Below are 18,637 nucleotides of genomic sequence, written 5' to 3'. Positions count from 1 at the left end.
GCGCACCGGCAGGAATGAGCGCGGCGCCTCCGACCGGTAGCGCCTCCCACCGGCGGCCCATACGGCGGGGCCGTCAGTGCCCCGCGTCCTCCCACGTCGAACCGACGCCAACGGAGACGCTGAGCGGCACCCGCAGGGAGTAGGCGGCGCACATCTGGTCGCGCACGACCTCGGTGAGCTCGTCGAGCTCCCCCGTCGCCACCTCGAACACGAGCTCGTCGTGCACCTGGAGGAGCATCCGGGAGCGCATGCCCGCGATCGCCTTCTGCACGTTGAGCATGGCGACCTTGATGATGTCGGCGGCCGACCCCTGGATCGGCGCGTTGAGCGCCATCCGCTCGGCCATCTCCCTGCGCTGCCTGTTGTCGCTGGTCAGGTCGGGCAGGTAGCGCCGGCGGCCGAGGATGGTCTCGGTGTATCCGTCGGTGCGGGCCTGGGCGACGATCGCCTCGAGATAGTCGCGGACGCCGCCGAACTCCTCGAAGTATTCGTCCTTGAGCGCCCTGGCCTCGGCGACCGGGATGTTGAGCTGCCCGGACAACCCGAAGTCGGACAGGCCGTAGGCCAGGCCGTAGTTCATCGCCTTGATCCTCGCCCGCAGCTCGCCGTCCACCTGCTCGGCCGGCAGGTCGAAGACTCTGGCCGCGGTCGCCTGGTGGAAGTCGTGCCCGGACTCGAACGCCGCGATCAGCGACGCGTCCTCCGACAGGTGCGCCATGATCCGCAGCTCGATCTGGCTGTAGTCGGCCGTCAGCAGGGTGTCGTAGCCCTCGCCCACGACGAAGCCCTTGCGGATGCGCCGGCCCTCTGCGGTGCGGATCGGGATGTTCTGCAGGTTCGGCTTCTCGCTCGACAGGCGGCCGGTCGCGGCGACGATCTGGTTGAACGTCGTGTGGATCCGCCCGTCGTCGGAGATCTCCTTGATCAGGCCCTCGACGGTGGTCCGCAGCTTGGTCTGGTCGCGGTGCCGCAGCAGGATCGTGGGCAGCTCGTTGTCGGTCTGCGCCGCGAGCCACGTGAGCGCGTCGGCGTCCGTGGTGTAGCCGGTCTTGATCTTCTTGGTCTTCGGCAGGCCGAGCTTCCCGAACAGGATCTCCTGCAGCTGCTTGGGTGAGCCGAGGTTGAACTGCTCCCCCACCACGTCGTGGGCGGCCTCGACGGCCTGCTTGACCGCCGCGCCGAACTCGGCCTCCAGCGCCGCGAAATACTCCCGGTCGGCGGCGATGCCGGCCCGCTCGATCTCGGCGAGCACCCGGACCAGCGGCAGCTCCACCTCGGTCACCAGCCGGGTGCCGCCGCGCTTGGACAGGTGGTCTTCGAGCGCATCGGCCAGATCGCGTACGGCCTGGGCCCGCAGGGCGAGATCCTTGGCCGCCCCGGCGTCGGCGTCCTCGAACAGCGACCCCTGGCCGTTGGGCGCGGACTCAGCCCTCAGCTCCCTGTGGAGGTAGCGCAGGACCAGGTCGTCGAGCGGGAACGAGCGCTGGCCGGGCATCGCGAGGTAGGCGGCCAGGGCGGTGTCGCAGGTGAGCCCGCCGAGGTCGAACCCGAGCCCCCACAGGGCCAGCAGCGGCCCCTTCGCGTCGTGCACGGCCTTGGGCCGGGACCCGTCGGCCAGCCAGGCCCCCAGCGCCGCCTCGTCCTCGGGGAGCAGCCGCGTGGGGTCGATGTAGGCGGCGCCTCCCTCCGAGGCGATCGCGATGCCGTCCAGCCGTCCGGTGCCGCTGCCGTACAGGCCCTGGAAGGCCAGGCCGGCCCGGCCGGCGGGCAGCGCGGCGAGCCACCCGGCGATCCGGCCGGGTTCGAGGACCGTGACCTCGAGCTCGAAGCCTTCCTCGACCTCGGGCTCGGCGGTGCCGAGGGTCTTGAAGAGCCGCTCGCGCAGCTCCCCGCGGATCTGCAGGGAGTCGAGCAGCTTGTTGATCTCCTCGCGGTCCCACTGGCCCATCCGCAGCCCGGTCACGTCGACGCCGAGGGCCACGTCGCGCTTGAGCTCAGTCAGCATGCGGTTGTGGATCACCTGGCCGAGGTGCTCGCGCAGCTTGTCGCCCACCTTGCCCTTGACCTCGTCGGCCCGCCTGACCAGCTCGTCCAGCGAGCCGTACTCGGCGATCCACTTGGTGGCGGTCTTCTCGCCCACGCTGGGGATGCTGGGCAGGTTGTCGCTGGGGTCGCCCCGCAGCGCGGCGAAGTCGGGGTACTGCGCGGGGGTGAGGCCGTACTTCTCCATGACCGCCTCGGGGGTGAACCGGGTCATGTCGCTGATGCCCCGCCGCGTCATGAGGACCGTGACGTCGCCGTTGACGAGCTGGAGCGCGTCGCGGTCACCGGTGACGATCAGGACGTTCATGTCCTTGCCCGCCGCCTCCGTGGCGAGCGTCGCGATCAGGTCGTCGGCCTCGAACCCCGCCATCGACAACCGCGGGATCGCCAGCGCGTCCAGCAATTCGAAGATCAGCTGCACCTGGCCGCGGAAATCCTCGGGGGTCTCCGACCGGTTGGCCTTGTATCCGTCGAACGCCTCGTGCCGGAAGGTCGGTTCGCTGCGGTCGAAGCAGACGACCACGTGGGTCGGCTGCTCGTCGCGGAGGATGTTGGCCAGCATCGAGGTGAAGCCGTACACCGCCTCGGTGTGCTGCCCGTCCGTCGTCATGAGATTGGCGTCCTTGAGGGCGTAGAACGCACGATATGCAAGGGAATGCCCGTCCAGCAGCAGCAGGCACGGACGGTCGGGGGTCGCTTCACTCTTCGGCACATCCGCAGCCTAGTCTCCCGGTACGACATGAATCCCGGGCTCTTCCCACAGGAGGGATCCCTTTGACCTTGACCAATCCCGACGAGATCTCGGCGGCCATGAACGAGGCCGGCCGCGGGCACCTGCCCGAGCGCATGGGCATCGAGATCATCGAGGCGACCGCGGAGCGGGTCGTCGGGCGCATGCCGGTCGCCGGCAACACCCAGCCGTACGGCCTGCTCCACGGTGGGGCGTCGGTCGTGCTGGCCGAGACCCTGGGATCGATGGGGGCAGCCCTCCACGCCGGCGAGGGCAGGATCGCCGTCGGGATCGAGATCAACGCGACGCACCACCGCTCGGCCACCTCCGGGCACGTCACCGGCGTCGCCACCCGCCTGCACGGCGGCCGCACCCTCGCGACCTACGAGATCGAGATCACCGACGAGCAGGGGCGGCGCGTCTGCACCTCGCGCCTCACCTGCATGCTGCGCGACGCGTGACCCGACAGGGCTCGACAAAAGGGGCACTGCCGAAAATCACCCCATAACGGATGGGATTCCGACTCTCTTTGCACGCGGCCCTCTCGGGTCGCTACCGTTGTGGCCCCAGAGCCCGTGGGAGACCGAGTAGACAACGTGCAGAGCCGGGGAAGCTCTGCACGGTCCCAAAGGTCCACCGCGGGCTCGCCGGTTTTCTCCCCCCGGACCAGACGCGCAGATCAGACGCAACGTCCCCCACAGGATGAGGGCCCGCGGAACGGGGGCGGTCAGCTCGACGGGAAGCCGCACACGTCGGCAGCGTAAGACTGGAAGAGCCTCTGCGCCTCCTGCGACGGCGTCAGGACGATGCGGTAGGTGGCACCGCCGCCCGCGGACGCCCACAGGGAGAACAGGAACGCCTGCTTCGCCTCGCCGAAGGCGTGCGGATCGCACCGGGTCGGGGTCACGACGACGGGGATCTCCGCCGGGCCGGACCGCACCACGGTCACCGGCCGGGTCTTCCCCGAGGCGGGCTTCAGGTCGTAATGGGTCGTCCCGGCGACGTCGTCGACGGTCACCGGCCCCGCCGCGTTCTTGGGCTCCACCCGGATCACGCCGTGCAGCTCTTTCCCCACGCGGTCCCAGGAGTCCCCGAAGGCGACCCCGACCGACTCGCGGAGGATGAACTCCCCGCACTCCGTGGTCAGCAGGCCGCTGAGGATCGGATCGGGGTGCGGGACGGCGAACCTCACCTCGCGCAGCGGGCCGTCCCCCACACGCAGATGGGCGATCACGACGGCCGGGCTCACCTGCGGGATCCGGTCCCGGTCGCAGCGGGCCGTGCCGTACGGGATGGAGAAGTCGGTGCGCGGCGTCCTGCCGAGCGTCGTGTCCACCCGTTGCGGAGGGAGCACCTGGAAGGAGGCGGTGGACAGCTGCACGTCCTGGAAGTAGACAGGCGTCGCCGTGTCGTTGCGCGCCGCGATCTGCAGCCGGTGGACGGGCACGTCCGACCGCCACTGCTGCACGGAGACCGAGACGCCGGGTGGAGGCACCGTGGAAGGCGCCGTAGTAGGCCCCGGGCGCGGCCCGCACGCGCTGACTGCCAAGGCCACCGCGACGGCCGGCCACAACCCGGCGATCCGCACACCGCGCCCCACGGCGCCTCCTACCCTTCGGATGTCACGCCCTGGCCAGCGTCCCCAGGTACAGCTGAATGACCTTGGGGTCGTTGATCAGGTCCTTGCCGCTCGCCATGTACGCATTACGTCCCTGGTCGAGCACGTAGCCGCGGTGGCAGATCTGCAGGCACCGGCGTGCGTTCTGCTCGACCATGATCACCGTGACGCCTGCCTTGTTGATCTGCTGGGCCTGGATGAAGACCAGGTCCTGCAGCTTCGGCGACAGGCCCGCGGAGGGTTCGTCGAGCAGCAGCACCGACGGCTCGGTCATGAGCGCCCGGCCCATGGCGACCATCTGACGCTCGCCGCCGGACAGGGACCCGGCCCGCTGCCTGCGGCGCTCCTTGAGCGCCGGGAAGATCTCGCAGACGAACTCGAAGCGCTCCTTGAACTTCTTGGGCACCTGGAAGGCGCCCATCTCGAGGTTCTCCTCGATGGTGAGGCTCGGGAACACGTTGTTGGTCTGCGGGACGTAGCCGACGCCCCTCGCCACCAGGGCGTGGGACTTCAGGTTGGTGATGTCCTCGCCGTTCAGCGTGATCGTGCCGCTGCGCACGTTCACCAGCCCGAACAGCGACTTGAGCAGGGTCGACTTGCCGGCGCCGTTCGGGCCGATGATGCCGATCAGCTCGCCCTTCTTCACGTACAGGTCGGCGCCGTTGAGGATGTTGACGCCCGGCACGTATCCGGCGAACAGCTCGTCGGCCCGCAGGACCGCGTTCTGCGCCCCCGCGACGTGGTCGGAGCGGTCGGTGACGGCCGCGGCCGACTCCGCCGCCTCCGGCTCCCGCTCCTCAGGCGTCGCGGCGTCCTCGGGCTGGGGGATGTCCTCGGGCTCGGGGGTGTCCGGCTTGGTGGGCTCGCTCATGCCTTCTCCTCGATCTCAGCCTCGATCTCGGCCTCGGCCTCCTGCAGTTGCTCCTCGGCCTCCTCGACCGACATCGGCGCGTCGTGGTGGGCGCCGAGGTACGCGTCGATGACCCGGTGGTCGGCCATGATCGTGTCGGGCGGGCCCTCGGCGATGACCGACCCCTGGGCCATGACGATGACCCAGTCGCTGATGTCGCGCACCATGTCCATGTCGTGCTCGACGAACAGCACGGTCATCCCCTCCTCCCGCAGGGCCTTCACGTGGCCGAGGAGGGACTGGGTCAGGGCCGGGTTGACGCCCGCCATCGGCTCGTCGAGCATGACCAGCTCGGGGCTGACCATGAGCGCCCGGGCCATCTCGAGCAGCTTGCGCTGGCCGCCCGACAGGGAGCCGGCGAAGTCATCCCGCTTGGCGTCGAGCTTGAACCGCTCGAGCAGCTCCTCCGCCCGCTCGGTGATCTCGTCTTCCTGGCCGCGCCAGAAGCCGGGGATCAGGGAGCGGAAGAAGTTCTCGCCGCGCTGGTTCTGTGCGCCGAGCCGCATGTTCTCCACGACGGTCAGCTTCGACAGCGCCTTGGTGAGCTGGAAGGTGCGGACCATGCCGTGCCGGGCGACCCGGTGGGCGGGCACGCCCCGCAGAGACCTGCCGTTGAAGGTCCAGTCGCCTTCGTCGGCGGTGTCGAATCCGGTCAGCTGGTTGAAGAACGTCGTCTTACCGGCTCCGTTGGGGCCGATGAGCGCCGTGATGGAGCCGCGCTGGACCTCCATGTGGTCGACGTTCACCGCGGTCAGGCCGCCGAACCGGCGCACGACCTTGTCGACGACCAGGATGGGGTCGGGCTTGGCGACCCCGGGCTCGGTCTCCAGCGTCGCGAAGGCCGCCAGCGCCGCGGCCTTCTTCTCGCTGACGGTTTCAGCGTGCATCGAGCGCGATCTCCCTCTTGTCGCCCAGAATGCCCTGCGGCCGGAAGATGAGCAGGAGCACCAGCCCCAGGCCCACGAGCATGTAGTTGATCGCGCCCACCTGGTTCACCGAGATGAAGGTGATCACCTGGTGGTTGACCGCCTCCTCCATGCCCGTCTTCACGAGGATCAGCAGCAGCCAGAAGAGGGCCGCCCCGATCACGGGCCCGAGCACCCTGGCCGCGCCGCCCAGGATCAGGACGGTGTAGGCGTAGAACGTCAGCTCGGTGCTGAACAGGTCGGGCTGGGTGGCCGCCCGGCTCAGGGCGAAGAGGAAGCCCGCGAACGCGCCGACCACGCCGCCGAACACCAGCGCCTGCATCTTGTAGGAGAAGACGTTCTTGCCGAGGCTGCGCACCGCGTCCTCGTCCTCGCGGATCGCCTTGAGCACGCGACCCCACGGGCTGTTCATGGCGAGATAGACGAGCACGCAGAAGACCGCGACGAGCACCCAGCCGACGGTGAGGACCCACATCGTACGGTTGTCGAACCCGATGGGGCCGATGCCGTACTCGCCGGGGCCGTAGGGGTTCATCGAGTAGAACCCGTCGGAGAACGCCTCCAGGCCGTCGGTGCCGCCGAAGGTGCCCTGGAGCGCGATCGACCGCACCACCAGGCGGACGATCTCCGCCGCCGCGATGGTCACGATCGCCAGATAGTCGGCCCGTAGACGCAGGGTCGGAATTCCCAGGAGTAACGCGAAGACCACCGCGCCGGCGATGCCGGTGAGCACGCCCACCCAGAAGGGCAGCCCGAACGTCGCGATCATCGTGGCGAGACCGTACGCGCCGACCGCGACGAAGCCGGCCTGTCCGAAGTTCAGCAGGCCCGTGTAGCCGAAGTGGATGTTGAGGCCGATCGCGGCGAGCGCGTAGATGACCGCCTCGGTGCCGATCCCGGCTTCGATCGCCCGGGTGAAAATGAGGTTCCAGTCCATTGCTCTTTCTCCCCCTAGCCGATCCGCTCACGTCGGCCGAGAATGCCCTGCGGTCGGACGAGAAGAACGAGGATGAGCACCACGAGGGCGCCGACGGTCTTCAGCTCCGGCGGGATCCACAACGTCGAGACCTGGACGAAAATCCCCACCACGAGCGAGCCGACCAGCGCGCCGAACGCGGTGCCGAGGCCGCCGAGCGTCACGCCCGCGAACATCAGGAGCAGCACCTGCTGCCCCATCTGGTAGTTGAGGATCTGCGTGGTGCCGAGCAGCACGCCGGCCAGCCCCGCCACTGCCGTGCCCGCCGCCCACACGATGCGGATGATGCGGTCGACGTTGATGCCGGAGGAGGCCGCCAGGGCCGGGTTGTCCGACACGGCCCGGGTCGCCTTGCCGAGGCGGGTGAACATCAGCGCCAGCCCGACGAGGATCAGGACCACGATCTCGACGCCCATGGCGACCAGGCCCTTGGGCGTCGTGGAGATCGGCCCGAGCTGGATGCCGTCCTGCGCCACGTACTGCTCGTAGGGGAGGTTCTCGCCCTTGAAGATGAACAGCAGCAGATAGCGCAAGAAGATCGCCAGGCCGATGGAGATGATCATCATGGAGACCAGGCCGGTCTTCCTGCGGCGCAGCGGCCCCCAGAAGAACCGCTCCTGGCCGTAGCCGAACCCGGCGGCCACGATCACTGCCAGCGGCGCGGCGATCAGCAGGTGCAGCCCGGCGGTGTTGAACACGTAGGCGATGAACGCGCCGATCGTGAGCAGCTCACCGTGGGCGAAGTTGGTCAGGCCGGTCGTGCCGAAGATCAGGGAGATCCCCAGCGCGCCGAGCGCGATGATCAGTCCGAGGGCGAGACCGTCGAACAGGAGCTGGGCGAGCTCATCCCAGACGGTGTCGGTGTTCGTGTCCGCGCCCTGGCCTCCGCCTTGATTCGCGGCACCCGCCGAAACCAGAGGAAAGAGCACATTACGGACATTGCCCTCGTATACCTGAAGCGTCAGCGAGGAACGATCCTTGAATTTGAGCGCGACACCGGAAGGAAGGGTCTTCGCATCAAGGGTGACCTTGTACGTTCCGGGTTTCGGGACGGCGATCGACCATTCGCCTTTCGCGTCCGAGGTCGCATCCCCGACGGGAGCGTTGCTGTCGGTGACCGCGCTGATCTTGACGCCGCTCACCGGTTGGCCTTGGTTTTGGAGTGTCCCCTTCAGCGCCTCGCCGTCCGCCCACGCTGTGGGGGCCGCCAGGAAGAGAATGAGTCCACCCAGGAAGGCCGTGAACGCAATCACGGCACTGCGCAATGGTGCTCCCTCGAATAGAGATGGATCTGGGGTTTTGCCCCTCCCAAGCGCGCGATATCACAGTGAGCCCGCGACGCTGTGGCGGAGCATAGCCCGAGACGCCCCTTTATGGACCGTTCGTCACCAATCGGTGACCATGGTGTGTCTCCGACGTGAGCAGTCCGCAAGTCTGCCTCCGAACAGCTCCCCGAACAGGAAAATCGCCGGATATTCAGCCCCGCCGTACACTGGGCCGATTCCGTTTCCGCGTGATCGCAGAGAGATGACGCCATGAAACAACCGAAGCCCCTCGCCGCACTTCTTCCCGCCCTTTTCACGCTTTCCGTCGCCGTCGCGTGCAGCCCGGCAGCTCCGCACGCGTCCGCGTCGCCACCCCGGCCCTCGACGACCACGGCGCAGTACGTCGTGGGCGCCGACCCCCGAGACGACGCCTGCGCCCGCGTCGTCTCCGCCATCGGATTCGCCGGCCCCCTGCTGCGGCCACCCGGGCAGGAGAACCGGCAGAGCTTCGACGAAGGAGTGCGCGGCAGGCTCGCCTACGTCGAGGGCGTCGTCTCGGAGTACGGCCCCCGCCTCCCGGCTCCGCTGTTGCCCGCGCAGGACACCCTCCGCGAGACGACGCACGGGCTCGCGCCCTCCACCACGCCGCTCGCCGAGCAGATCCGCCTCCTCAAGGACTACAGAAGCGCGGCGGACACCATCGTCGACGGCTGCCCCCGACATTGAGCGGGGCATTGAGCGGGACACCGAGCCGCCGCAGACACAAGGGGGCCCCGGCCTGGCCGGCCGAGGCCCCCTCCTCATGCTGTGCTGCTCGCTGCCGAGCGGATCGGTGATCCCGATCAGCCGGCGACGTTGCCCTTCAGGTACGTGATGTTCTTGTACTTGTTGTCGTCGCCGTACTGGTAGATGCCGATGGTGGCCTCCGACGGGTCACCGGCGTCGCTGAACTCGACCGGACCGCTGACGCCGTCGTAGTCGATGTCCTTGCCGGCCTTGAGCAGGTCGAGGCAGGCCTTGAAGTCGGTGCACTTCTCGCCGCCCTTGCTGACCTCGACCAGCTTGGACGCGATGGCCGTGCCGGAGTCGTCCTTCGCCGCCTCTGCCGCCAGGGCGGTCAGCGTGGTGGCGTCGTAGGACTCGGGCGCGTAGCTGTAGTCCCTCAGCTCCGGGTCGACCGTGAGAAGCTTCTTCTTGAAGTCGTCGGAGGAAGCGGCGCCGGGCAGCGTGCCCTTGATCCCCGCGAGCGTGCCCTTCGGGAAGTCGCTGGAGTAGTCCGCGAGGTTTCCGTCGACGAAGTAGATCTTGACCTTGTCCGGGCCCAGACCCTGCTTCTTGAGCTCAGGGATGATCTTCGTGGTCTCGTTGAACGCGATGAGCGCGATGGCCTTCGGGTTCGACGACTTGATCTTCGCGACGTCGGCGGAGAAGTCCGCGGCCGCCGGGTCGTAGGCCGTCTTCGAGACGACCTCGCCACCACCACTGGTGACCGACTTCTCGACCTCGTCGGCCAGGCCGTTGCCGTAGGAGTCCTGACGGTTCAGGATCGCCACGGAGTCGCTGCCGTCCTGGACGATCAGGTCACCGAGGACACGGCCCTGCAGAACGTCCGACGGAGCCGTACGGAAGTACAGGCCCTTGTCGTTGTAGGTCGTGAACTCGGGCGAGGTGTTCGCCGGCGAGAAGTGAACAACACCGGCGCTCGTGATCTTGTCGATGACCGTCTTGGAGACGCCCGACGAGGCCGCACCGATGATGGTGTCCGCCTTCTGCTGCAGCAGCTTGTCCACGGACTGCGAAGCGATGTCGGTCTTGGTGTCGCCCGAGTCGGTGTCGATCTCGACGACCGGCTTGCCGAGCACGCCACCAGCGGCGTTGATCTCCTGAACCGCCAGCTTGACGCCCGCGAACTCCGGCGGCCCGAGGAAGGCGAGGTCACCGGTCTGCGGCAACAGTGCGCCAATGGTGAGGACGCCGTCACCCTTGGCGGCGGGCGCCGAAGAGGAGGCGGGCGCCGAGGTAGCCGGCGCGGCGGACTCCTCGCCACCGCCACAGGCCGTCAGGGCGAGACTGGCAGCCGCGGCGACGGCCAGCACACGCCCAAGGGGGGCAATGCGGATCATGAAGCATCTCCTTCATCCAGGCCGGGAAACGACAGCATTGCCGACGGTCCCGATCGAATGCTGGAAACGTACATACCGCAGTGGGCCTGCGACCAGGCGTGCGTCAGAACTGTCCACACTTGGTTGCGGAGTCGTAATAACTCCTCAACTTAGGAAGGGAACCTTTCTGAGCAGGCGACCGGAAAGAACCGACCGGCCGGTCCGCAATTCTCACACCGCCATCCGAGCCGGCTGTGAGACGCCGCATCACTCGGACGGCCGCGACCCTCCCGCCCCTTCCGTCACAACGATCTGAGCCACCTCGCGCATGCTCATCCGCCGGTCCATCGACGCCTTCTGAATCCAGCGGAAAGCCTGCGGCTCGGTCCATCCGTGCTGGGACATGAGCAGGCCTTTTGCCCTCTCCACAAGCTTCCTGGTCTCCAGCCGCTCCGAAAGCGACGAGACCTCCTTTTCCAGCGCGGAAATCTCCTCATGACGGCTGACCGCCATTTCGATCGCCGGAACGAGATCGCCCTTGGTGAACGGTTTGACCAGATAGGCCATCGCCCCCGCGTCCCTGGCCCGCTCCACCAGATCGCGCTGCGAGAACGCGGTCAGAATGAGACAGGGCGCGATCCGCTCGGAGACGATCCGCTCCGCGGCCGATATGCCGTCGAGCACCGGCATCTTCACGTCGAGGATCACCAGGTCGGGCCGCATCTCGACCGCCAGCTTCACCGCGGTCTCCCCGTCGCCGGCCTCGCCCACGACGGCGTAGCCGTCCTCTTCGAGCATCTCCTTGAGGTCGAGACGGATCAGTGCCTCGTCTTCTGCGATCACCACTCGCCGCTGCGTACTCACGCACAAGAGGTTACCGACGTCCGCTACATTAGGACCACGCCAGGTGGGTAGATGATCGGCATATGCTCCATGGGCAAAACCTGGCAATCCGGACACAACCGGACCAACCAGCCGGAATGATGGAATAGGCAGACATAGACGCCTCAAAAGCGTCCGCCTGAAAGGGCGTGCGGGTTCGAGTCCCGCTTCCGGCACCCAGCGTCACCGACGGAAACCGTCGGTGACGGATGGCATGGTCACTCCATGCATCCGAAAGAGACCGTCGAGCGGGCACTCCGCCTCTCGAAGCTCGGTCACAACGATCGGCAGGTCGCCCGGCTCTGCGGCGTCTCCCTGGGAGCGGTGCAGAAATGGAGGACCGGCGCGCGCAGGGCCGCACCCGACGGCCGCCGCTTCCGCGACTGCCCACGGTGTCACGGACGGCCACTCGACGAGGAGGCGTACGCCTATCTCCTGGGGCTCTACCTCGGTGACGGCCACATCGTCGCCTGCCCCAAGGGCGTGTACCGCCTGTCCATCTTCTGTGACGACTCCTGGCCCGGGATCATCGAGGCGGCGGCCGGCGCGCTCGCCACGGTGATGCCTGGATCGCTCGTCAGCAGACGCCGGCGCAATGGCTGCACCGAGGTCAAGAGCCTGTCCACCCACTGGACCTGCCTGTTCCCGCAGCATGGGCCGGGCAAGAAACACGACCGCGCCATCGTGCTCGACCACTGGCAGCGGGAGATCGTGGAGGTCCACGCGGGCCCCTTCGCCCGCGGGCTGATCCACTCCGACGGCTACCGCGGGATGAACCGGGTCCGCCGGACCGTCTCCGGTCAGGACAAGTGGTACGAGTACCCCCGGTACCTCTTCAAGAACGAGTCCGCGGACATCCTTCGGCTGTACGGCGAGGCACTCGACCGGCTCGGGGTGGACTGGCGGCACAACAACCCCAACGAGATCTCCGTGGCCCGGAGGGAGGCGGTCCTGCGGCTGGACGGGTTCGTCGGCCCCAAATACTGACCTCCACGCCGGCCCCTCCCCCACCCGGTCACGGGTCCGGCAGCAGCCGTACGGCGTCGAGGGCCAGCGACAACTCCACCGCGTCGAGGGGACGCGAGGGCGAGCGGCCGGTCATCTGCTCGATCCTGCGCACCCGGTTGAACACGGTGTTGCGGTGGCAGTAGAGCTCGCCGGCCACCCGTACGGCCGAGCCCTCGCAGCGCAGCCACGCCTCCAGGGTGGCGAGCAGCACGCCGCGCTCGGGCGAGGACAGGACCGGGCCGAGCACGCGGGCGGCGAGGTGGCGGGCGAGTTCGGGCTGGCAGACCACGAGCGCGGCGGGCAGGCGCCGGTCGAGCCTGGCGATCTCGGGTTTGCCGCCGGAACAGGTCCGCATGGCGAGTTCGGCCAGTTTCCGGGCGGTGCCGAGTTCGGCCAGGCCCTCGACGACGGGGCTGACTCCGGCGGTCCCGCACACGATGGGCCCGATGGCCTCGACGAGGTCGTCGAGGCTTCTGTCGCCCATGGAGACGACGGCCATCTCGTGGTCGGTGCGCATGCGCCAGAGGAACACCATGCCGCCGATGATCTCGGGGCGGTGGGCGCGTTCGGGCAGCCGTGTTGTGACGACCGCATAGCGCCCGTGTTCCGGGAGGTCCAGGGCGGCGGCGACTTCGCCTGCGGCGGCGTCCGCGCGTCCTTCGAGCAGGGCGTCCAGCATGGCGTGGATCCGTTCGTTGCTGCGGCCGAGCAGCTCGTTCTCCCGGCGGCGGTAGGCGTCGGCGGCCGCGACGGCCTGGCGGTCGATGGCGTGCCAGACGTGGGTGGCGCAGCGCAGCAGGGCGGGCAGTTTGTGGGGGCTGTGGTCACCGACGATGTCGATGAAGCCGTTCCACGTCACCTGCGCGGCCAGGCGGTAGCTGCGCATGAGTGAGTCGAGCGGCAACCCGTGTTCGGCTCTCCTGCGGCCCACGGTCTGGGCGTAGGCGACGTCGCGGCGCTCGTGCGCGGGCTGGAGGATCGCGGTGATGCCGACGCGCAGGCCCTCGTGGGTGCTCTGCCAGTGGTCGTCGAGGGGGATGTTGATCCGGTAGGCCTCGTCGCTCTCCCTGCCGCGTCTGACGAGTTCGTCGGTGAGGCCGGGGATGCGTTCGAGCAGGCGCGCGGCGGAGGTTCGCAGCAGTTCCCGGATTTCGGCGTCCGCCTTGGACCTCATGTCCCGAATGTGCCAGCAAGTGGGCTCTGGAACAAGGTTCGGTTTTCTTTTCGTGACCGTGCCTTGTGCACGTGCACAAGGCGCACACGGGCGGCATGGGCTGCGGTCCCGACTTGCCGGGGAGATCTGGACGCGGCTCGACGCGGTGGGTTGTGTGTGCCTTCATCGAGTCACAGGAGGGGTTGATGGCTGGTGAGGCGGGCCTGGAGATCAGGGATCTGTCGGTGCGGTACGGCCCTGTGCGCGCGTTGAGGGAGGTCGGCCTGACGGTGCCGCGCGGCGCGGTGGTGGCGGTGCTCGGCGCGAACGGCGCGGGGAAGACGACGTTGCTGCGCGCGGTGTCGGGCACGCTCCGCTTCCATCGGGGCGGCGTGGCGTCCGGTTCGGTCTTCTTCGGCGGTTCGCCCCTGCCGGCTTCTCCGGCGGCCGTGGTCGCGCGGGGGGTGATCCAGGTGCCGGAGGGCCGCCGCGTCTTCGGCCGCATGACGGTGGCGGAGAATCTGCGGGCGGGGGCTCTCGGCGTGCGCGACCGGGCGGCGGCCGCCGGGGCGCGCGAGCGGGTCCTCACACTGTTTCCCGTGCTGGCGGAGCGGGCGCACCAGAGGGCCGGCCTTCTGTCGGGCGGCGAGCAGCAGATGTTGTCCATCGGGCGGGCGCTGATGGGGTGCCCGTCGATGCTGCTGCTCGACGAGCCGACGCTGGGTCTGGCGCCGATGATGGCGGCCCGCATCGCGGCGACCATCGGGGAGATCAACGCGCAGGGCACCTCGGTGCTGCTGGTGGAGCAGAACGCGGCGACGGCTCTGGCGCTGGCGTCCCACGCGTACGTGCTGGAGGTGGGCGAGGTCGCGTTGTCGGGGCCGGCGGCGGAGTTGGCGGCCAGCGACGAGGTGCGGCGGCGTTATCTGGGTGTCGGCACGCCCGAGACAGACCGACCGGTTGGTATCGGCTCGGGCCGCACCTTGCCGAGGTGGACCGCATGACGCCCCCGCCGGCGCATGCCGGAGTCGTCCCGGAGCTGGTCGTGGAAGACGTCACCGTCCGCTTCGCCGGCCTGGTCGCGCTCGACGCGGTGAGCTTCGCTGTCGCGCCGGGGAGCACGCACGCGCTGATCGGGCCGAACGGCGCGGGCAAGTCGACGTGCTTCAACGTGGTGTCCGGGGTGTACCGGGCGGCGTCCGGAAGCGTGCGGTTCGCGGGAGCGGAGCTGACGGCGGCACGCCCGCACGAGGTGGCCGCGCTCGGGGTGGCGCGCACGTTCCAGAACATCGCCCTTTCCGCCCGGCTCCCGGTCAGGGACAACCTCATGCTCGGCCGCCACCGGCTGACCCGCAGCGGGTTCGTCTCGGCCGGGCTGCGCCTGCCGTCCGCCCGGCGCGAGTCCGTACGGCACGGCGCCCGTGTGGCGCAGATCGCCGAGTTCGTCGGCGTCGCCGACGTGCTCGCGACCCCGGTGGGGCTGTTGCCGTACGGGACGCAGAAGAGGGTGGAGCTGGCGCGGGCGTTGTGCATGGAGCCGCGCCTGCTGCTGCTCGACGAGCCGGTGGCCGGCATGAACGGCGAGGAGCGCCGGGAAATGGCCGAGCTGATCGTGTCGGTCAGGGAGAGCCTCGGCATCTCGATCCTCCTGGTGGAGCACGACATGGGGATGGTGATGCGGATCGCCGACACGGTGACGGTGCTGGACTTCGGCAGGCGGATCGCGGGCGGCCCCCCGGAGGAGGTCCAGCGCGATCCCGAGGTGATCCGCGCCTACCTCGGCGAATCCCGGGAGGGGGCGTCATGACGACGTTCGTGGAGCTGCTGGTCAACGGCGTCTCTGTGGGGGCGGTCTACGCGCTGATCGCGCTCGGGTTCGTCGTCATCTTCAAGGCGACCGAGGTGGTGAACTTCACCCACGCATCGTTGCTGCTGGCGGGCGGCTACCTGATCGCGCGGCTGCATCCGGTCGTGGGGTTCTGGGCGGCGGTGTCCGCCGGAGTGGCGGGGGCGGCGGTCGTGGGCGCGCTGGTGGAGTTCCTCGTCATCCGGCGGGGGCGGGTGGGTTCGCACGGCGTGCTGGCGATCGTGACGATCGGCGTCGACATCCTGCTGACGACCGAGCTGACCAGGCAGATCGGCACCGACGTGCTCGCGATGGGCGACCCGTGGAGGGACCAGGTGGTGCGTCTGGGCCCGGTGACGATCGCGGAGACCCGGCTGGTCGCCCTGGGCGTGGCGGCCGCGCTGATCGTCGCCTTCCTGCTGGCGTTCAAGTTCACCGGGTGGGGGGTGGCGATGCGGGCCACCGCCGAGGACGCCGAGACAGCCGCGCTGATGGGTGTGCGGCTCGGCCGGGTGTCGCTCAGCGCGTGGGCGGTGGCGGGCGGGCTCGCCGCGGTCGCGGCCCTGTTCCTGTGCGTGTTCCCCACGCCGGGGCTGGACCGGAGCACGGCGGCGGCGGCGATGAAGGCGTTTCCCGCGGCGATACTCGGCGGGCTCGACTCGACGACGGGTGCCCTGGCCGGCGGCCTGATCGTCGGGGTCACCGAGACGATGATGAGCGGCTACCAGGGCCAGCTGGCCTTCCTCGGGCGGGGCATCGGTGACGCCGCGCCGTACCTCGTGATGATCGCGATCCTGCTGTTCCGGCCCGCGGGGCTGTTCGGCACGAAGGAGCCCGCACGTGTCTAGGAGGACGAGGTGGATCGCATCGGCGGCGGTGTGGGGGGCGGTCACGGCAGGGGCGGTCGCGGCGCCGTTCTATCTGGAAGGCTTCTGGCTGCAGACGGGGTTGTTCGCAATGTCGGCGGCGGTCGGCGCGATCGGGATCAACCTGCTGACGGGGGCGACGGGCCAGTTGTCGCTCGGCCATGCGTTCTTCCTGGCCGTGGGCGCCTACGCCTACGTGTACCTGTCGTCCGACGTGGGGTTGCCCACTCCCCTGGCGGCCGTGCTGGCGGTGGCGGCGTCCGGGGTGGCGGGCGGCCTGTTCAGCCCGATCGCGGGCCGGCTCAAGGGCGCCTATCTCGGCATCGCGACCTTGGCGCTGATCTTCGGCGGCCAGCACGTGCTGTTCAACGCCGAGACGGTGACCGGAGGCTACAACGGCCGGGCGGTGCCGCCGATGGAGCTGTTCGGCTTCGTGTTCGCCGACTCCCCCGAGGTCGTGGTGTTCGACGTGCCGTTCGGCTCGCTTGAGCGGCTGTGGTTCCTCGGGCTCGTGGTGCTGGGCTGCGCGGCGCTGTTCGCGCGGGGCGTGCTGCGCGGCCGTCCCGGCCTGGCCATGAACGCCATCAGGGACCACGAGATCGCGGCGGGCGTCATGGGCGTGCCGGTGGCGCGCTACCGGGCGGGCGTGTTCGTGGTGTCGTCCATGTACGGCGGGCTGGCCGGGGTGCTGGTCGCCCTGGTCTTCCAGCGGGTGGTGCCGGACTACTTCGGCATCCTGCTGTCGCTCGACTATCTCGCGATGATCGTGATCGGGGGTCTGGGTTCGGTCGCGGGAGCGGTGATCGGGGCGGCGTTCGTGTCCCTGCTCCCCCAGCTGCTGACGCGGTACGGCGACGCCCTTCCGCTGGTGGCGGCGCCCGGCTCCGGCGGGGTGTCTCCCGCGGAGGCCGCGCGAATCCTGTACGGCGCCGCCGTCGTGACGGTGGTGCTGTTCCTGCCCGGGGGTCTGCTCGGGCTCGCCTCGCGGCTTCGCCGCGCAATCCCTCGAATCAAGGAGCTGAGATGGGCAAATTCGGCGCCCGAGCCGGCGTCGCGACGTTAGCCGTGCTGGCCTTGGCGGCGGCCGCCTGCGCCAGCGGCAAGGCCGTGGGCGGATCGCCGACGGCGGGGGGCGACGGGGTGAAGACGGGCCCCGGCGTCTCCGCGACGACGATCACCGTGGGTGTGCTGACCGACCTGACCGGGCCGTACGCCTCGCTCGGCAAGAGCCTGACCCAGGCGCAGCAGCTGTACTTCGAGCAGGCGAACGCCGCGGGCGGCGCGTGCGGCCGCAAATACGAGGTGGTGGTGCGCGACCACGGCTACGACACCCAGAAGGCCGTCGCCGCGTACACGGAGATCGGGCCGAAGTCGGCGGCGATCCCGCAGTTCATCGGCTCGCCGATGGTGACGGCGCTCAAGCAGCGCATCGACGGCGACAAGATGCTGACGATCCCGATGGCGTGGGCGACGTCGCTGCTGGGCAGCCGGGCCATCCAGGTGACCGGCACGACGTACGACGTCGACATGATCAACGGGGTCGACTTCCTGGTGAAGGAGAAGGGCATCAAGGCAGGCGACAAGGTCGGGCACCTCTACTTCGAGGGCGACTACGGCGAGAGCTCGCTCAACGGCTCCAAGTACGCCGCGGGCAAGCTCGGCCTGGAGATCGTCGAACAGAAGATCAAGGCCACAGACCAGGACATGAGTGCGCAGGTGGCGGCGTTCAAGGCGGCGGGCGTGAAGGCGGTGCTCGTCTCCGTCGGGCCGAGGCAGGCGGCCTCGCTCGTCGGCGTCGCGCTGGCGGGCGGCATGGACGTGCCGTTCGTCGGCAGCAACTCCGCCTACGCGCCGCAGCTGCTCGACACGCCCGCGGCGCCCGCGCTGCTGAAGGACTTCTACGTCATGACGGCCGGAGCCCCGGTCAGCGCGCCCATGCCGGCCATGCAGAAGCTGGTCGCCGACTACCAGGCGAAGTATCTCGGGCAGACGCTCGACAACGCCGTCCCCACCGGGTACAGCGCCGCCATGATCGTCGACGAGGCGATCAAGAAGGCCTGTACGGCCAAGGACCTCAGCCATGAGGGAATCCTGGCCGCGCACCGCTCGCAGGCCGCCTTCGAGGGCGGTTTCGGCACCCCGATGGACTTCACGTTCTTCGACAAGCCGTCGTCGCGGGCCTCCTACATCCTCAAGCCCGACAAGGCGGCGGTCGGCGGTTCGGTGATCTTCAAGGAGGCGGCGGTGTCCGACCTCGCCCGGGACTACCCCGTCCCTGTCGGCTGACCCGCAGGTTCCGTACGGCTCGCTCC

General features: G+C 69.1%; 17 protein-coding genes and 1 tRNA gene. 9 read left to right on the top strand and 9 right to left on the bottom strand.

All coding sequences use genetic code 11. The features are described 5' to 3' along the window. Positions 1-73 precede the first annotated feature (73 nt). Positions 74-2,755, bottom strand: coding sequence for a DNA polymerase I (gene polA, locus Pth03_RS12015; protein WP_203944253.1), 2,682 nt, complete (start codon positions 2,753-2,755; stop codon positions 74-76). Positions 2,756-2,853: 98 nt separating this feature from the next. Here polA and Pth03_RS12010 point away from each other — a divergent pair, with 98 nt between their 5' ends. Beyond that, positions 2,854-3,234, top strand: coding sequence for a hotdog fold thioesterase (locus Pth03_RS12010; protein WP_203944334.1), 381 nt, complete (start codon positions 2,854-2,856; stop codon positions 3,232-3,234). Positions 3,235-3,500: 266 nt separating this feature from the next. Here the strand turns inward: Pth03_RS12010 and Pth03_RS12005 are convergent, their stop codons facing one another. From Pth03_RS12005 to Pth03_RS11985, 5 genes are read right to left on the bottom strand one after another with little or no spacing between them, the layout of a single operon-like run. Further along, positions 3,501-4,373: a hypothetical protein gene (locus tag Pth03_RS12005; RefSeq protein WP_203944252.1), complete on the bottom strand. Its 873-nt coding sequence runs from the start codon at positions 4,371-4,373 to the stop codon at positions 3,501-3,503. 22 nt (positions 4,374-4,395) lie between these two features. Then, on the bottom strand, positions 4,396-5,262 hold the full coding sequence (locus tag Pth03_RS12000) for an ABC transporter ATP-binding protein (protein ID WP_203944251.1): 867 nt from the start codon (positions 5,260-5,262) through the stop codon (positions 4,396-4,398). Further along, positions 5,259-6,188 (bottom strand): ABC transporter ATP-binding protein, encoded by a 930-nt coding sequence (locus tag Pth03_RS11995; protein WP_203944250.1) that lies wholly within the window; start codon positions 6,186-6,188, stop codon positions 5,259-5,261. Before Pth03_RS11995 ends, Pth03_RS12000 begins: the two co-directional genes overlap by 4 nt. Continuing rightward, positions 6,178-7,164 carry a branched-chain amino acid ABC transporter permease gene (locus Pth03_RS11990; protein ID WP_203944249.1) on the bottom strand — a complete coding sequence of 329 codons (987 nt, stop codon included), beginning with the start codon at positions 7,162-7,164 and terminating at the stop codon, positions 6,178-6,180. The genes Pth03_RS11995 and Pth03_RS11990 overlap by 11 nt, the downstream gene beginning before the upstream one ends. Before the next feature lie 14 nt (positions 7,165-7,178). Continuing rightward, on the bottom strand, positions 7,179-8,468 hold the full coding sequence (locus Pth03_RS11985) for an ABC transporter permease subunit (protein ID WP_239118948.1): 1,290 nt from the start codon (positions 8,466-8,468) through the stop codon (positions 7,179-7,181). Positions 8,469-8,738: 270 nt separating this feature from the next. On the opposite strand from Pth03_RS11985, the gene Pth03_RS11980 reads away from it, so the two are divergent. After that, the gene (locus Pth03_RS11980; protein ID WP_203944248.1) at positions 8,739-9,194 is read left to right on the top strand and encodes a hypothetical protein; all 456 of its coding nucleotides are present in this window, start codon (positions 8,739-8,741) and stop codon (positions 9,192-9,194) included. Positions 9,195-9,310: 116 nt separating this feature from the next. Here Pth03_RS11980 and Pth03_RS11975 read toward each other — a convergent pair whose 3' ends face one another. Further along, positions 9,311-10,591, bottom strand: coding sequence for an ABC transporter substrate-binding protein (locus Pth03_RS11975; RefSeq protein ID WP_203944247.1), 1,281 nt, complete (start codon positions 10,589-10,591; stop codon positions 9,311-9,313). Positions 10,592-10,837: 246 nt separating this feature from the next. Then, positions 10,838-11,434 (bottom strand): ANTAR domain-containing response regulator, encoded by a 597-nt coding sequence (locus Pth03_RS11970; RefSeq protein ID WP_275413084.1) that lies wholly within the window; start codon positions 11,432-11,434, stop codon positions 10,838-10,840. Between the two features lie 110 nt (positions 11,435-11,544). Here Pth03_RS11970 and Pth03_RS11965 point away from each other — a divergent pair. Both Pth03_RS11965 and Pth03_RS11960 read left to right on the top strand, forming a co-directional pair. Then, positions 11,545-11,628, top strand: a tRNA-Leu gene (locus Pth03_RS11965). A gap of 49 nt (positions 11,629-11,677) precedes the next feature. After that, entirely contained in the window at positions 11,678-12,439 is a 762-nt protein-coding gene (locus Pth03_RS11960) for a helix-turn-helix domain-containing protein (RefSeq protein WP_203944246.1), read from the top strand. A 28-nt stretch (positions 12,440-12,467) separates the two neighbouring features. Here the strand turns inward: Pth03_RS11960 and Pth03_RS11955 are convergent, their stop codons facing one another. After that, positions 12,468-13,634 (bottom strand): PucR family transcriptional regulator, encoded by a 1,167-nt coding sequence (locus Pth03_RS11955; protein WP_203944245.1) that lies wholly within the window; start codon positions 13,632-13,634, stop codon positions 12,468-12,470. Positions 13,635-13,819: 185 nt separating this feature from the next. On the opposite strand from Pth03_RS11955, the gene Pth03_RS11950 reads away from it, so the two are divergent. Genes Pth03_RS11950 through Pth03_RS11930 form a run of 5 tightly spaced genes read left to right on the top strand, consistent with a single transcriptional unit; the run spans position 13,820 to position 18,611 of the window. Then, positions 13,820-14,617, top strand: a complete 798-nt coding sequence (locus Pth03_RS11950; RefSeq protein WP_203944244.1) for an ABC transporter ATP-binding protein — start codon at positions 13,820-13,822, stop codon at positions 14,615-14,617. After that, positions 14,614-15,420 carry an ABC transporter ATP-binding protein gene (locus tag Pth03_RS11945; protein WP_203944243.1) on the top strand — a complete coding sequence of 269 codons (807 nt, stop codon included), beginning with the start codon at positions 14,614-14,616 and terminating at the stop codon, positions 15,418-15,420. Before Pth03_RS11950 ends, Pth03_RS11945 begins: the two co-directional genes overlap by 4 nt. Beyond that, the gene (locus tag Pth03_RS11940; protein ID WP_203944242.1) at positions 15,417-16,307 is read left to right on the top strand and encodes a branched-chain amino acid ABC transporter permease; all 891 of its coding nucleotides are present in this window, start codon (positions 15,417-15,419) and stop codon (positions 16,305-16,307) included. The genes Pth03_RS11945 and Pth03_RS11940 overlap by 4 nt, the downstream gene beginning before the upstream one ends. Beyond that, positions 16,300-17,388: a branched-chain amino acid ABC transporter permease gene (locus tag Pth03_RS11935; protein ID WP_373318529.1), complete on the top strand. Its 1,089-nt coding sequence runs from the start codon at positions 16,300-16,302 to the stop codon at positions 17,386-17,388. Before Pth03_RS11940 ends, Pth03_RS11935 begins: the two co-directional genes overlap by 8 nt. Then, the gene (locus Pth03_RS11930; RefSeq protein WP_203944241.1) at positions 17,349-18,611 is read left to right on the top strand and encodes an ABC transporter substrate-binding protein; all 1,263 of its coding nucleotides are present in this window, start codon (positions 17,349-17,351) and stop codon (positions 18,609-18,611) included. Before Pth03_RS11935 ends, Pth03_RS11930 begins: the two co-directional genes overlap by 40 nt. Positions 18,612-18,637 lie beyond the last annotated feature (26 nt).

The organism is Planotetraspora thailandica, assembly GCF_016863335.1.
GTDB lineage: Bacteria > Actinomycetota > Actinomycetes > Streptosporangiales > Streptosporangiaceae > Planotetraspora > Planotetraspora thailandica.
This window is presented reverse-complemented; position numbering and strand designations above follow the sequence as displayed.